The organism is Roseovarius sp. MMSF_3298 (assembly GCF_030733705.1).
GTDB classification, from domain to species: domain Bacteria; phylum Pseudomonadota; class Alphaproteobacteria; order Rhodobacterales; family Rhodobacteraceae; genus Roseovarius; species Roseovarius confluentis.
This window is the reverse complement of sequence record NZ_JASHIN010000013.1, coordinates 97,695-111,682: the sequence shown is the minus strand read 5'-3', so window position 1 is coordinate 111,682 and position 13,988 is coordinate 97,695. Positions and strand designations below refer to the sequence as shown.

At 63.1% G+C, this 13,988-nt stretch carries 11 protein-coding genes and 1 pseudogene; 2 read left to right on the top strand and 10 right to left on the bottom strand.

The window, feature by feature from the left end:
* Nucleotides 1-8 precede the first annotated feature (8 nt).
* The 5 genes from RBB18_RS13240 to RBB18_RS13220 all read right to left on the bottom strand — a co-directional run bounded on the left by RBB18_RS13240 (nt 9) and on the right by RBB18_RS13220 (nt 4,323).
* Entirely contained in the window at nt 9-821 is an 813-nt protein-coding gene (locus RBB18_RS13240; RefSeq protein ID WP_103765048.1) for an ABC transporter permease, read from the bottom strand.
* A gap of 9 nt (nt 822-830) precedes the next feature.
* Complete coding sequence (locus tag RBB18_RS13235) at nt 831-1,649, bottom strand: ABC transporter permease (protein ID WP_103765049.1); 819 nt, start codon at nt 1,647-1,649, stop codon at nt 831-833.
* A gap of 96 nt (nt 1,650-1,745) precedes the next feature.
* Entirely contained in the window at nt 1,746-2,804 is a 1,059-nt protein-coding gene (locus RBB18_RS13230; RefSeq protein WP_103765050.1) for a polyamine ABC transporter substrate-binding protein, read from the bottom strand.
* Nucleotides 2,805-2,835: 31 nt separating this feature from the next.
* A complete protein-coding gene (gene dapA, locus RBB18_RS13225) occupies nt 2,836-3,753 on the bottom strand; it encodes a 4-hydroxy-tetrahydrodipicolinate synthase (RefSeq protein ID WP_306112291.1) in 918 nt (305 codons plus the stop codon).
* Nucleotides 3,754-4,116: 363 nt separating this feature from the next.
* A complete protein-coding gene (locus RBB18_RS13220) occupies nt 4,117-4,323 on the bottom strand; it encodes a hypothetical protein (protein ID WP_103765053.1) in 207 nt (68 codons plus the stop codon).
* Nucleotides 4,324-4,509: 186 nt separating this feature from the next.
* Between RBB18_RS13220 and RBB18_RS13215 the strand changes: the two genes are divergently transcribed.
* Nucleotides 4,510-4,800 (top strand): hypothetical protein, encoded by a 291-nt coding sequence (locus RBB18_RS13215; protein ID WP_103765054.1) that lies wholly within the window; start codon nt 4,510-4,512, stop codon nt 4,798-4,800.
* Nucleotides 4,801-4,939: 139 nt separating this feature from the next.
* Complete coding sequence (locus RBB18_RS13210; protein WP_306112292.1) at nt 4,940-8,236, top strand: CapA family protein; 3,297 nt, start codon at nt 4,940-4,942, stop codon at nt 8,234-8,236.
* Here RBB18_RS13210 and murF read toward each other — a convergent pair.
* The 5 genes and pseudogenes from murF to RBB18_RS23195 form a co-directional block, all read right to left on the bottom strand.
* A complete protein-coding gene (gene murF, locus RBB18_RS13205; RefSeq protein ID WP_306112293.1) occupies nt 8,221-9,663 on the bottom strand; it encodes a UDP-N-acetylmuramoyl-tripeptide--D-alanyl-D-alanine ligase in 1,443 nt (480 codons plus the stop codon). The two genes, RBB18_RS13210 and murF, sit on opposite strands and share 16 nt — an antisense overlap.
* 106 nt (nt 9,664-9,769) lie before the next feature.
* Nucleotides 9,770-11,389: a hypothetical protein gene (locus tag RBB18_RS13200; RefSeq protein ID WP_306112294.1), complete on the bottom strand. Its 1,620-nt coding sequence runs from the start codon at nt 11,387-11,389 to the stop codon at nt 9,770-9,772.
* Between the two features lie 647 nt (nt 11,390-12,036).
* Entirely contained in the window at nt 12,037-13,074 is a 1,038-nt protein-coding gene (locus tag RBB18_RS13195) for a hypothetical protein (RefSeq protein ID WP_170067274.1), read from the bottom strand.
* Nucleotides 13,059-13,577: a hypothetical protein gene (locus RBB18_RS13190; RefSeq protein ID WP_306121253.1), complete on the bottom strand. Its 519-nt coding sequence runs from the start codon at nt 13,575-13,577 to the stop codon at nt 13,059-13,061. The genes RBB18_RS13195 and RBB18_RS13190 overlap by 16 nt, the downstream gene beginning before the upstream one ends.
* A 151-nt stretch (nt 13,578-13,728) precedes the next feature.
* Nucleotides 13,729-13,908: pseudogene (locus RBB18_RS23195) on the bottom strand (hypothetical protein); the annotation flags it as partial.
* Nucleotides 13,909-13,988 lie beyond the last annotated feature (80 nt).

Sequence of the window (13,988 nt, the reverse complement as noted above, 5' to 3'; positions counted from 1 at the left end):
CAGAGAGTTTAGCCAGCCATCGGCGTCGATTTGCGCAGCCCCGCCACGATGAGCGAGACGACCAGCGACATGGCCGTAAGAAGAGTGGAGACTGCCGCGATCACCGGGGAAATCTCCCAGCGAATCGAGCTGAACATCTTCACCGGCAGGGTCACCGTGTCCGAGCCGGACAGGAACCATGCGATCACCACCTCGTCGAAGGAAATCAGGAAGGCGAAGAGACCGGCCGCGATCAGCGACGGAACGAGTTGCGGGAGCACCACGGTAAAGAACATCCGCATGGCGCTGGCCCCCATCAGCTGGGCGCCGAATTCCAGGTTGCGGTCCAGCTTCTGGATGCCGGCGATGATCATGACCATCACGTAAGGTGTGGTGTAGATCACGTGGCCCAGCACCAGTGCGAAAGTGCTGCCGGTGATCCGCAGATAGGAAAAGTAGAGATACAGTCCCAGCGCCGTCACGATGGTCGGCACGACAAGCGAGCTCATCATCAGGCCGGAGATCAGGCTTTTGCCCGGGAAGTTGTAGCGCGCGACCCCGTAGGCGGCGGGCACGGCCGTCAGCAGCACCACGATGGTGGTGATGACCGAGACCTTGGCGCTCATCAGCACCGGGTCTGTCCAGTCGGAGGAGGAGAAGAAGATCCGGAACAGTTCCACCGAGAATTCCTCTGGCGGGAAATTCAGATCGCCCGGAGGGCCGAAAGCGATGGGCACCACGACGAAAATCGGCGCGAGCAGGAAGAGATAGCCGAGGGTGGCCAGCAACGTGCCGAACCTGCTCAGGCGCGCTTGGATTGGATCCTTGATTTTCTCAGACATGATCGGTCCTCACAGGGCGGCGCGGCGGTTGCGGGCATAGACGGTCCCGACGACGATCAGGGTCATCCCGAGCAGGATCATCCCGATGGCTGCAGCCGTGTTCCAGTCCAGGGCTTCGCGGGTGTAGAAATCCACCAGGTTCGACAGCATCGCGTCACGCGGGCCACCAAGCAGGGCGGGAATGATGAAGAAGGACAGCGCCATCACGAAGACGCTGGCCAACGCGGCGATGATGCCGGGCACGCTCATCGGCAGGGTCACGGTCCAGAAGATCCGCGCCGGGCGCGCCCCCATGATCGAGGCGGAACGATAGACCGCAGGGTCGATCGCCAGCAGGCTGGCCAGAACCGGGAATACGACGAAGGGCGTGAGGTAGTTGGTCATGCCGATCAGCACGCCGGTGCGGTTCAGCAGCAGCGACATGGACAGCTGCCCGCCGCTGATCGCGTCCAGCGCCGAATTGATGATGCCTGTGCGGCCAAGGATGATCGTGAAGGCGTAGCACTTGACAAGAACGCTGGTCCAGAACGGCAGCAACACCAGAATGAGCAGGAAGGCCCGGCGCTTCGCGGGCTGGCGCGCAAGGTGTAGCGCGATCACGTAGCCGATCAGCAGGCTCAGCGCGCTGGAGGAGACTGCGATGACCATCGTGGTCGACAGCGTGCGGTGGAACAGCGTGCTCTTAATGATCGAGATATAGGACCCCAGCGAAAAGTCCGGCCCCTCGACCGAGGTGTAGAAGATGTAGAGCAACGGCAACGCCGAGATGCAGATCGCAATGATCGCTGCCGGCGTTACGAAGATCGACGCTTGGCGGAAGTCGCGCATGACGGATCATTCCCCTGCTTCAAGAGGTTACGGACAGATCGAAAAATTCGAGGCCACGGGAACGGTCGGCGGGCGAGGCCGCCGACCGCGAGCGGGTCAGATAAGGACCCACTCCTTGAAGCGCCGGGAAACTTCTTCGAAATTATCGGCCCACCAAGCGTCGTTCAGGACAAGGTGGTCCGGGTCGCTGAGATCGGGCAGCCAGGACTGGCTGTCTTCCGTAAGCATGGGAACAGCAGACTTGGAGACCGGCGCATTGCCGAGAAGTTCCATCGTCGCCGCCTGAATTTCGGGGCGCATGGCGAATTCGAGGAACCGCATCGCGTTTTCCTTGTTCGGCGCGCCTTTCACGACGGCAAGATATTCAAGACCGTTCAGGGTCTGGTCAAAGGAGAACTGGATGTTGCCGCTTTCGCTTTGCGCGCCGGTGGTGCGCACGCGGCTGGCATAGGTGTAGCTGAAATCGACCTCGCCGGTGCGCAGCAGCGCGATGGTCTGCGGCGTGGCGCTGACCCAGGAGGCGACCTGCGATTTGATCTCGTCCAGCTTGGCAAAGGCGCGCTCCACGTCCAGCGGGTAGACATCGGCCGGGGCCACGCCATCGGCCAGCAGCGCCGCTTCCAGCGTTTCGCTCGGACGGTCGCGGAAGGTGCGCAGGCCGGGGAATTTCTCAAGGTCGAAATACTCGGCAAAGGTAGTCGGGTGCTCGCCCTCGCCGAAGCGGTCCGCATCCCATGCGATGCCGCCGGCCCAAGTGTAGAAGGGCATCAGCGTCTCGGTCGGCGCGAGGGTCATGTCGTCCACGTCAAGCATCGACTCGTCGAGCGGCTCCCAATAGCCTTCCTTCTCGCCGGAGGCGCCCATGGCGCCCGGTGCGTCGAACACGTCCCATTCCACGTTGCCGGTCATGACCTGCGCCTTGACCTTGGCAAGGTCCGGCGTATCGACGATGTTCACTTCGATGCCGGTTTCGGCGGTGAAGGGCTCGATCACGCCTTTCACGACGGAGTCGCGATATGCGCCGCCCCAGGTCACGAAGGTCATCGAGTTGGACTGCGCCAGCGCAGAGCCCGGGCGAATGATCATCGGCGCGGCAACCGCGCCGGTCAGGCCCGCAAGCACCTTGCGGCGCGACAGAGTGACGTGTTTCTTCATCTTTGGTTAGCTCCCAGTTGGCAAGTGAAGGTTAGTTCTGGTTTGCTGCCGATTTTTCCTTTTCCAGGATCGCAGGCAGGGCGAGTTTCAGGGCTTCGACAACCTCTGGGCTGGCGGAGCGGAGGGGGGGCAGACAGCCGCCATGCGAAAGGCCCATTAGCTCTAGCGCGGCCTTGATCGGCCCCGGGTTATGTTCCCGGTACAGCATCGAGATGAAGGGCATGATCTCCTGGTGGAGGGCCAGCGCTTCGGCGTTCTTGCCGTCGGCGCAGAGCTTGTAGACCTTGTTCCAAAGGTTCGGGATGATGCAGGAGCCGGCCAGCATGCCGCCCCTCGCGCCCATCGCCATATGCAGCGGGAAGACATCTTCCTGCCCGGTCAGGATGCTGACCCGGTCCCCCACCAGCTCCACCGTCTGCATCTGGTAGCGCGTGTCGAGGCTGCAGGCCTTCATCGCGGTTACGCGAGTCTCGTCGGCCAGGCGCACCACGGTCTCCAGCGACAGCTGGATGCCGGTGCGATAGGGGATTTCATAGAGCATCAGAGGCAGGTCGACACTGTCGGAGACGCGCTTGAAATAGTCGACGAAGCCCTGCTCGGTCGGGCGTGCGTAATATGGCGTCACCAGCATCAGCATGTCGGCGCCGGCGGCGGCGTATTCTGCGGCCTCTTCCAGCGTGTCGCCAAGCCCCGGCGACAGAAGCCCCGGGATGACAGGCACCCGACCCGCGACCGCCTCTAGCGTTGCATCCAGCATCCCACGCTTTTGCCGCCGGCTGAGGGCCGTTGCCTCACCCGTACCGCCGATGGGCGCGATGCCTGCGGTATTTGCGGCAATCAGGTTCTCGATCAGATCGCTGACAGCGGTGCGGTCAATGCCACCCTCTGCGTCGATCGGCGTGGGTGTGGCACTAACGATGCCTTCGATTTTGTTGACGGTACTGGTCAAGTCGCAGGATCCGGGTATTGAATGCATTTTCAGTATACGTACTGCACACTCAAACGTATTTCAGGTCAATACCCAAGGTGCACAAAAATTTTTTATGAATATATTTCAGAGGCGTAAAGGTGAAGTGTTGGCGGAATAGGGGTCGGTTATTTGGGCCAAAACGGGCCCAAAAGAAGCTGAATGAGGCGGATTGCCCGGAACATTTGAGGCGTGAGGCGACTCACTTCGCCAATCAAGGGGGGGCGATCAGGGGCAGGCGATCCGCCACATCCTGAAGCGTCCTTGTTGCGTCACTTCTCGGATCAGGCCTCTCTCTTCCATCCAGGTTGATCTGCCCCCATCGGGTGGTCCGGGTTTCCGCCCTTAGTACCAGCTGGAATCCGCAATCGAAGAAAGACTTCCGAAGCGCGAATCCCGATCCTTCCAGTACCCAATCCTCTCGACCAGCTTCTCGACGATCTCGAGCACCCGGGCGACCTGTTGCAAGTCTTCTTCCATGCAAACGCGCACTTCGGCGTCATCCTCAGCTTCGATATGCTTCAGCAGCTCGTCGCGCTCTTCTTCAAACATCTGCGACAGGCACTCGGGTCTCTTCTTTTGATTTCACAAAAAGCGGCGCAGCCCCGCGGATTAGGCTCGGTTCGAGAAGTATACCTGTCTTCGCTTGCGGCTGGCCCTTGAAGGGAAAACATTTGTATGTTACGCATATACTTAATATTATACGCTACATACCATTGATAATAAACGTGGGAAGCTATGGCGGCACTTGAACGGCACGACAGCATCGAACACCATAGATCGGGTCCTGGCGGCGCAGAGCGCGAGAGTGGGAACATCATAGGCATCATCCTCATAAGCATGATCTGCGGAACGACGGCCGCGATCACCGCGTTCCTTTTCGGCGCTAGTCTGTGGACCATGCTGCTCCTCTATTCGCTGGTTGGCTCAGCTTCAGGGCTGCTCGTGCCGGCGGTCCAAATGATACGTTCCTCCGCAAAGCGCAAAGATGCTTCCGGCTTGGTCCTGCGCCGGCCCGAAGGATATTGATATCCAGCATCGCATCACATGCGCGGATGGGTCCGAGCGGCATCCGGTCGCAGGGCGCAGCCTGCTGCGCGGTAAGGCTGCCACGGTTCCATAGCGCAAGCTTGCCCTGATCAACGGCCATGCGGTATTTTGGATCATCATGAAAAACGCACACGCGCCCTTCGAGAGCCTCGGCATCAAGGATCTCGTTCCGCCCATCGCAGCCCATCCCGAGGCCCCCCTGTCATCCCTTCTGCCACAGGCACGGTCAGCGCTGACCTACGCGCTAGCCTCGGCCGAACAGGATGCGCCCCTGCGCGTATTCTTTTCGATCTGCGACGGCAAAACCCGCGCCCGAGTCGTGCATGTCGACGGTCCGGATTCCGAAACGATCTGGTGCCGGTTCGACGAGTGGCGCAGCGCCTGGCCCGAACCGGATCCGCAAGTCCGCTGGCTGCGTATCGATTGGGTGACCCGCACCTGGAACCTGACATGGGAGCAGTGCCAGCTCGCCATCCGGAGCAGCAAGCGCAATTATTTTCGCTACGGCATCGCTCTCGACCCCGACTTTCGCCAGGCATTCCTCGAACAGGAACTGAACGCCAACGCCATGCTCTACCTCGGCAACGACCGGCACGAGGGCGGACTGAATGCGAAAAACACGCAGATCTACGGTCAGCGTCGCTTCGGCCGGGGCTTTCACCTGCCCGAGGCACCGACCGATCCGGTGCGCCTCTTCGCCACCGATGCCTTTCTTCTTCAGCCGGACCGGCCCCCGGTGCCCTTGCACGGGTTCAGCGGCGGCACCGAGGGCCGCGACACCGGGCGCCGCCAGGTCGATCCGCTTGACGCGGCCACGGTCGAGAACATGGTGGACCAGTCCAGCCGATTCCTCGCGGCCCAGGTGGATCCGGAAGGCCAGTTCGTCTACGGCGTCCACCCCTGCTTCGACCGTGAGATAAAGTCCTACAACACCCTGCGCCACGCCAGCACAGTCTATGCCATGCTCGAAGCGTGGCAGGTCACCCGCGACGCCGGGCTCAAGGCCGCGATCGACCGCGCCCTGCGCCTGCTGACCGAGGGGCTCATCCGGCAATACACCGTCCCGGGTGGCGAACGCGTGGCCTATCTCCTCGACGTTAACAACGAGGTGAAACTGGGCGGCAGCGCGGTCTGCCTTCTCGCCCTCGTCACCTATACCGAACTCACCGGCGACGAACGCCACCTGCCGCTTCTGGAACAACTGGCGCAGGGCATCGCGCTCATGCAGGACCCGGACTCCGGGCAGCTGTCGCATGTGCTCCATGCCGAAGACCTGTCCGTCAAGGAACGCTTCCGCATCATCTATTACGACGGTGAAGCCGCCTTCGGCCTGATGCGCCTTTACGGCCTGACGAAGGACCCGCGCTGGCTGGCTCTCGTGGAAAAGGCCTTCGACTACTTCATCGCGCAGGAACACTGGCGCACCAACGATCACTGGCTCGGCTACTGCGTCAACGAACTAACGCTCTACCGCCCGGAAGAGCGTTATTTCCGCTTCGGTCTGCAAAACGTCGCCACCCATCTCGACTTCGTCATCGACAGGATCACGACCTTCCCGACGCTGCTGGAACTGATGATGGCGGCACACAAGATGATCCTCCGGCTGGAGCAGAGCGAGGCGCACCGACACCTTCTCAAGCATCTCGACCGTGACAAGTTCTACCGCGCGCTGGAGACCCGGGCGCGCTACATGCTGAACGGGTTCTTCTGGCCTGAAACGGCGATGTATTTCCGCAATCCGCAACGCATTCTGGGGAGCTTCTTCATCCGCCATCACGCGTTCCGGGTCCGCATCGACGACGTGGAACATTACCTCTCCGGCTTCGTGGCCTATCTCCGCCACTACCTGCACCGCGAAGTGGCACCGACGCTCCCGTCGCCCGCCCCGGCCCCGGCGCGGGATCTGCCGCGGCCTGCCGACGCGGTGCTGGCCTGCGGCGGTGCGGTCAACCTCAGCCGGCGCCAGCACATGCGTACGGCCCAGCTCGGGGCACAAAATGTCCTCGACATCCCCGAATTACGGGCCGCCGACCTTGCGGTCGTGAACCTGGACTGCGTCGTCAGCACCCTTGGCAAGCAAGGCACCGACAAGGGCGAGGACGGTCCTTTCTACTGTCGCGCCCGCCCCGAGTTGCTGCGTGTCCTGACCGCCGCCGGTGTCGATGCCGTCACCGTGGCCAACGCCCATAGCGGCGATTACGGGCCGACCGCCCTGCAACAGCAGCACGAAATTCTCGACGCGCTCGGAATCGCCAGCACAGGCAGCGGCGCAGACCGACAAGACGCTTTCAACCCCGTCGTCTGCCGCGCGGGCGACATGCGCGTGGCCCTTCTCAGCGTGGACACGACCCAGCATCGCTTCGCCGCCGGCGATGATGGCTTCGGCACCGCCTACCTGTCACCCACGGATCCCCGGGCATGGCGCCGCGTGATGGCGGAACGGATCGCGGCAGCCCGCAACGAGGCCGATATCGTCCTCGTTGCGGTGCATTGGGCCGCGCGAAGCACTCCTACCCGGGACAGCGACATTCGCACACTGTCCCACGCCCTTGTCGATGTCGGCGCCGACGGTGTGCTCGGCACGACCGGCCCGCATCTCCACGGGATCGAACTCTATCACGGGAAACCGATCATCCACGGCACCGGCTCCCTGCTGTCGGACACCCCGCGCGCGTGGTTCCGACCCGGCGGGCTATTCCGCCTGGGCCTGTGCAAGACCGGGATCACTTGGGTCGAATACGTGCCCGTTGGTATCGGCGACGGCTTCAGCCAGCGTCTCGACGGCGAAGCGGCAACTCGGGCAATCGACAGCTTCGATGGCGCCTGTCAGGCGCTGGGTACAACGCTCACCCGCACCGCGGAACAGGCCTTCGTCCAGCTCGCCCCCTCGGCACCGCGTTCCGTCAGCACCGCTGCACCAGCCATCAGGCCCTCCGACCGCTACCGTCACGACCTTCTGGCCCGTTACACGCCCGATTCCGCCTTGGGACAGGCAGGCTTCGTTCCCGGCGATGCCCGCATCGCACCGGTGACGCTGAACGGGCTTCAGCTTCTGGGAATGAGGGTAAAACCCCCAGTAATCACCGGCCGCCAGATGCTCTGGATAGAAACCTGGTGGTCAAGCCCGAAACCTGTCCCCGAAGATCTTCGGCTCGGCGTTCTCGCCATCCCGCTTGGATCACGGCACGCGGCCGAATGGGGCAAAGGGACCGACCACGATCCCTGCGACTGGATGCAGCCCACCACCCGCTGGCAGCCGGGAGCGATCTACTATGACCATTGCGGCCTGCGCCCGCCCGCTCTGGAACATATCGCGCCCGGAGCGCTACAGCTCGAACTGAGAGTCCTCGGCCGCAGACCCAACACAGAGTGGTATCTCTTTCCGCGGCCCATCCCGGTTCAGTTACCGGCCTGAACACGGGCGTACGTCGCATCGGCGCCTGACGGCACATCCGCAGACGTCTCGCACGTGTATTCGTTCAGCAGGGTGGTCACCACACGATTGAGTCCAGTTGCGTTCGAGCCCTTGACCATGACGACGTCATCCGCCCGCACCTCTGCCTCAAGAATATTCAGAAGGTCCTCTGGTCCATCCAGCGCCTGGTGGCCGGACAGGTTATCGATGCCTTCGAACTCCGGGCCCAGCGTATAGATACGGTCCAGCTTTAGCTGGCCCAGATAGGCCACCAGCTTGGCGTGCTCCTGCGCGCTGACATCGCCCAGCTCCGCCATCGCCCCCAGCACCGCAATCCTCCGGCCCTGTGTGGGCGTATTGCGCAGGTGGATCAATGCCGCCCGCATCGACGCCGGATTGGCGTTGTAGGAATGGTTCAGCAGCACGCAAGCCCCGGACTGCACCGGCAGTCGATGCACCTCGCCTCGTCCGCTGGTGACACGAAAACTCGCGAAACGCTCTGCCAGTTGGTCCAGCGGCAGGCCCAGGGCGTGATACACCGCGCAAGTCGCCATGAAATTCTCCAGCATGTGCGGCCCGTGCCGCAGACATTGCGCCAGTTGCAGGCGTCTGTCGTCCACGCCGATCGTCGCCACGCCACGCCGCGCATCGAACCCCAGCAACACGACGTGGTCCTGTGCCCGTCGTCCGTAGTGGATCACCTCCAGCCCCTTCTTGCGGGCAACCTTCTGCAGATACGCACCCTCGTGCATTCCGCTGTTCAGAATCACCGGGGCACCGCGGCGCATCCCGTCAAAGATCCGCGCCTTGCGTTCGGCAATCGTGCGCAGGTTCTGATGATAGAGGACGTGTGCCAGCTGGATATTGGTAAACACCGCGACGTCAGGCCGTGTCAGTTTGGAATTGTCCGCCATGCCACCGATTGCAAGCTCCAGCACCACGAACCGGTCGCGCTCCGACGCACAGCCCAGGTTCCAGGCCACGCCTCGCGGTCGGTTCCCGCTCTCACGCGTGGCGTAGACCGGACCGAACGCCCGCAGCGCATGGGCGGTCAGATCCGTGGTTGATGTCTTGCCCGAACTGCCCGTGATCGCCACGACCGGCGCCGTGATCCGGCCACGCGCATCTTTCGCCATCCGCATCAGCGCCGTCATCGGGTCGGGCACTTTCAGGATCGCCTCCGCCTCAAACGCCGCCGGCACCTCACCTGAAACGACCACCAGCCGCGGGCGCACATCTTCGCGTGCCAGCGTCTCCTGCGTAATGCCGAATGCCATCTCGCCAGTTCTGAGGAAAACGATATCGCCAGGTCGGTAGGTCGGGAAATAGGTTGAAATACCCGAAACGACGCGTTGTTCGTTCTCGACGTGCACCCAGGCCGAGTCGGGCAGGATCGAGGCGACCTTGCTCAATGTCCAGTCAGGCATGCAGGCGTCTCCCTTCCCCGGAAAGCAGCATGACAGTTGCGCGCGCATGGGCCGAAGGCCCTCCGGCCCCGGGCAACATCTGCTCCGGGGCCGGGATCGGGTCGGATTACATCGCCGTGTCGTCGATTCCGCCGGTCAGCCCGTCCAGCAGCCCGCCATCCAGCAGGCCGTCAGTCAGACCGCCAAGAACACCACCGCCGCTCGACGGGTCGCCGTCGGTGATCAGCACAAGGTCTGTCGCATCCGCTACCAAGCCCTGGTCGCCGATCACATCGCCCAGCACCCCGTCATTGCCAGTCACGTCGCCAAGGACACCGCTGTTGCCGGTGACATCGCCAAGCAAACCGCCGTCCGACACCACGTCATCCAGCAGTCCGGCATCCGAGCCCGTCAGCCCCGACAGCAGACCATCAAGCGGGCTGGTTTCGCCGCCCAGCAAACCATCCAGAGGGCTGCCGTCGCCGCCGAGGAGACCGTCCAGAGGACTGCCTTCGCCGCCCAGCAGACCATCCGTCAGACCACCCAGCAGGCCGGCTTCACCGGTCAGCCCATCCAGCAATCCACCGTCGCCGCCAAGCAGGCCGTCAAGCGGGCTGCCTTCGCCGCCGAGAAGACCGCCCAGCAGACCTTCGTCGCCGGTCAGGCCCTCCAGCAGACCGCCCTCACCGCCCAGCAGGCCATCCAGAAGGCCGCCACCACCGGCACCGTCGTCCGGCGTGCCGCTTTCGCCCAGCGCGCCGGTGCCGGTCAGGTCACCGACCAGACCGCCCGAGCCGGTCACGTCGCCCAGGGCCCCGTCGTTCAGCAGGAGGTCACCCAGCAGGCCGTCGGATCCGGTGACATCGCCCAGAACGCCGTTGTTGCCCGTCAGGTCTCCCAGCAGGCCGCCATCGGACACCACGCCGTCCAGAAGGCCGGTATCGTCGCCCTGAACACCATCCCCCAGGATCGGCTGCCCCAGAAGTTCGTTGCCAAGGTCGCCAAGCGCGCCGTCTGGACCAACCAGGTCACCAAGCAGCCCTTGCGAGCCGGTGACGTCGCCGAGGAGACCATCATCGTCGGTCACGCCGGCCAGCAACCCGCCAGCGCCGATCAGCGGATCGAGCAACCCTTGAACATCGGCATCAGCGTCCGCGTCTGCGTCTGCGTCTGCATCCGCGTCGGCATCCGCATCGGCATCAGCGTCGGCGTCGGCGTCCGCATCGGCGTCAGCATCTGCATCGGCATCTGCATCTGCATCGGCGTCTGCATCAGCATCCGCATCGGCATCCGCATCGGCGTCGGCATCCGCATCGGCGTCAGCATCCGCATCGGCGTCAGCATCGGCGTCCGCGTCTGCGTCAGCGTCAGCATCGGCGTCCGCGTCTGCGTCAGCGTCCGCATCTGTATCATCCACCGGCGAACTGCCGCCGCCGCTCGCGGCCACCGCGGCAAGACCCAGGCCACCAAGCACGGCCGCCGCGACCCCCTCTTCAGAAAAGCCGGCGCCAAGCCCGCCCTCTTCCGTCGGGTCGCCATCGACAACCGGACCGTTGCCGTAAACGATGCTGTGCAGCGACCCGTTTTCGGTCGGAACGTAGTAGTCCTTGACCGTCACCATGTCGCCATTGCCGAAGTCGATGACCAGGTCATCGCCCATCCGTACATATTTCTCCTGGCCGGTCTGATCCACATTCAGGAAAACACGGGGCTCGTCCGGAGACGCTTGAATTGTCTTGTTAGCCATCTTCTCTCACACTCCCATTTATCAGCGGCCCAATATGGGCCTCACCCTCACCCAGAGCTTATGGATGTATTTCAACGCTATAAGCATGTTGTCAATATTTTAGTATGTATTTAATAACCTTTCGTATGGTTAAATATTAATCACCGAATGCTTCTGTCGCAGTCTCGTCACAGTCCCAGCCATCCGTTTGCGCCTGAACCTCCATGTTGTCAGATCCCGCAAGCCTTTGGTATGTAATGCTTTTGCCGTTCCGCTCAGGACTGCAGGCCGAACCACGTAGACCGACAACGCCCCCGAAGGCCCCACCGCATCTCTCCATCGGAATGAATTTCCGCCCTATTTCTCTGGACTTGAGCGATCATTCGCACAACACTGCCACGTATCACTCACTTGGTAATTCCCTTCTTTCGATGGAGAGAGGCGGACCATGCTAGGTGAGTGGTGGTGGGGGGTGGCACAATCCGCCTCTCTGCTGGGGCGCCTCCAGTACGGGGCGTCCCAGCGCTCGAAGAAGGCTTTCAGGGGGCCTCCTCCTACGCCTTCCTGTCAGCCAGGTCAGCGATTCCGGGTTCTCGTCTGCGCGTATCCACGCCCCTTTCGGATTGCTTCCGGGCGGCAGATCCGCCCGGAAGCTTGACCTTCCGGTCCTAGACCGGTGTATCGTCGCCGCCGCCGGTCAGCCCGTCCAGCAGGCCGCCATCCAGCAGGCCGTCAGTCAGGCCGCCCAGCACGTCACCGCCGCCCGACGGATCGCCGTCGGTGATCAGCACCACGTCCGTGGCCTCGGCCACCAGCCCTTCGTCGCCGATCACATCGCCCAGCACGCCGTCATTGCCGGTCACGTCGCCGAGGACACCGCTGTTGCCGGTGACGTCGCCCAGCAGACCGCCGTCCGACACCACGTCATCCAGCAGCCCGGTATCCGGACCAGTTAGCCCCGACAGCACTCCATCCAGCGGGCTGCTTTCTCCTCCAAGCAAGCCATCCAGCGGGCTGCCTTCGCCGCCCAGCAAGCCATCCAGCGGACTGCCTTCGCCGCCCAGCAGACCATCCGTCAGACCACCCAGCAGGCCGGCTTCACCGGTCAGACCATCCAGCAATCCACCGTCGCCGCCCAGCAGGCCGTCAAGCGGGCTGCCTTCGCCGCCAAGAAGACCATCGAGGGGACTTCCCTCGCCGCCGAGCAGACCACCCAGCAGGCCCTCGTCGCCGGTCAGCCCGTCCAGCAAGCCGCCGTTGTCGCCAAGAAGACCACCCAGCAGGCCGTCGTCGCCTCCCATGCCGTCATCCGGCATACCGTCCTCGCCCAGCGAACCGGTGCCGATCAGGTCGCCGACCAGCCCGTCCGAGCCGGTCACGTCGCCCAGGGCCCCGTCGTTCAGCAGGAGGTCACCCAGCAGGCCGTCGGATCCGGTGACATCGCCCAGAATGCCGTTGTCGCCGGTCACGTCGCCCAGCAGGCCGCCATCCGAGACCACGCCATCCAGAAGGCCGGTATCGTCGCCCTGAACACCATCCCCCAGGATCGGCTGACCGAACAGGTCGTTGCCAAGGTCGCCAAGCGCGCCGTCTGCACCAACCAGGTCACCAAGCAACCCTTGCGAGCCGGTGACGTCGCCGAGGAGACCATCATCGTCGGTCACGCCGGCCAGCAATCCGCCAGCACCGATCAGCGGATCGAGCAACCCTTGAACATCCGCGTCTGCATCGGCGTCTGCATCGGCGTCTGCGTCAGCATCGGCGTCTGCGTCCGCGTCGGCATCTGCGTCAGCATCCGCATCTGCGTCAGCATCAGCATCTGCGTCAGCATCCGCATCTGCGTCAGCATCCGCATCTGCGTCAGCATCGGCGTCTGCGTCAGCATCGGCGTCTGCGTCAGCATCGGCATCAGCATCCGCATCTGCGTCAGCATCGGCATCTGCGTCAGCATCGGCGTCCGCGTCAGCATCGGCATCAGCGTCCGCATCTGCATCTGCGTCAGCATCGGCGTCCGCGTCAGCATCGGCATCAGCGTCCGCATCTGCATCTGCGTCTGCGTCTGCGTCAGCATCTGCATCGGCGTCTGCGTCAGCATCCGCATCAGCGTCTGCGTCAGCATCTGCATCGGCGTCTGCGTCAGCATCCGCATCGGCGTCCGCATCTGCATCTGCATCTGCATCGGCGTCCGCATCCGCGTCTGTATCATCAACAGGCGCGCTGCTGCCGCCGCTTGAGGCCACCGCCGCAAGGCCCAGGCCACCGAGCACGGCCGCGGCAATACCTTCTTCCGAAAAGCCAGCACCAAGGCCTCCGCCTTCGGTCGGGTCGCCATCGACGACCGGGCCATTGTTATACACGATACTATGCAGCGATCCGCTCTGGGTCTCGACATAATAATCCTTGACCGTCACCGTGTCTCCGGTGCCCAAGTCGATGACAAGATCGTTGCCGGACCGCGTATAGACTTCCTGCCCAGTCTGATCGACATCCAGAAAGACGCGCACCTCGGTCGGGGACGCTTGAATTGTTCTATTCGCCATATTCTCCACTCCTATTTAACCCCCCTCGCACAGGCCCCTGAAATATACAGCCTTAAGTATGTGCGAAAGTCTTAAGTATG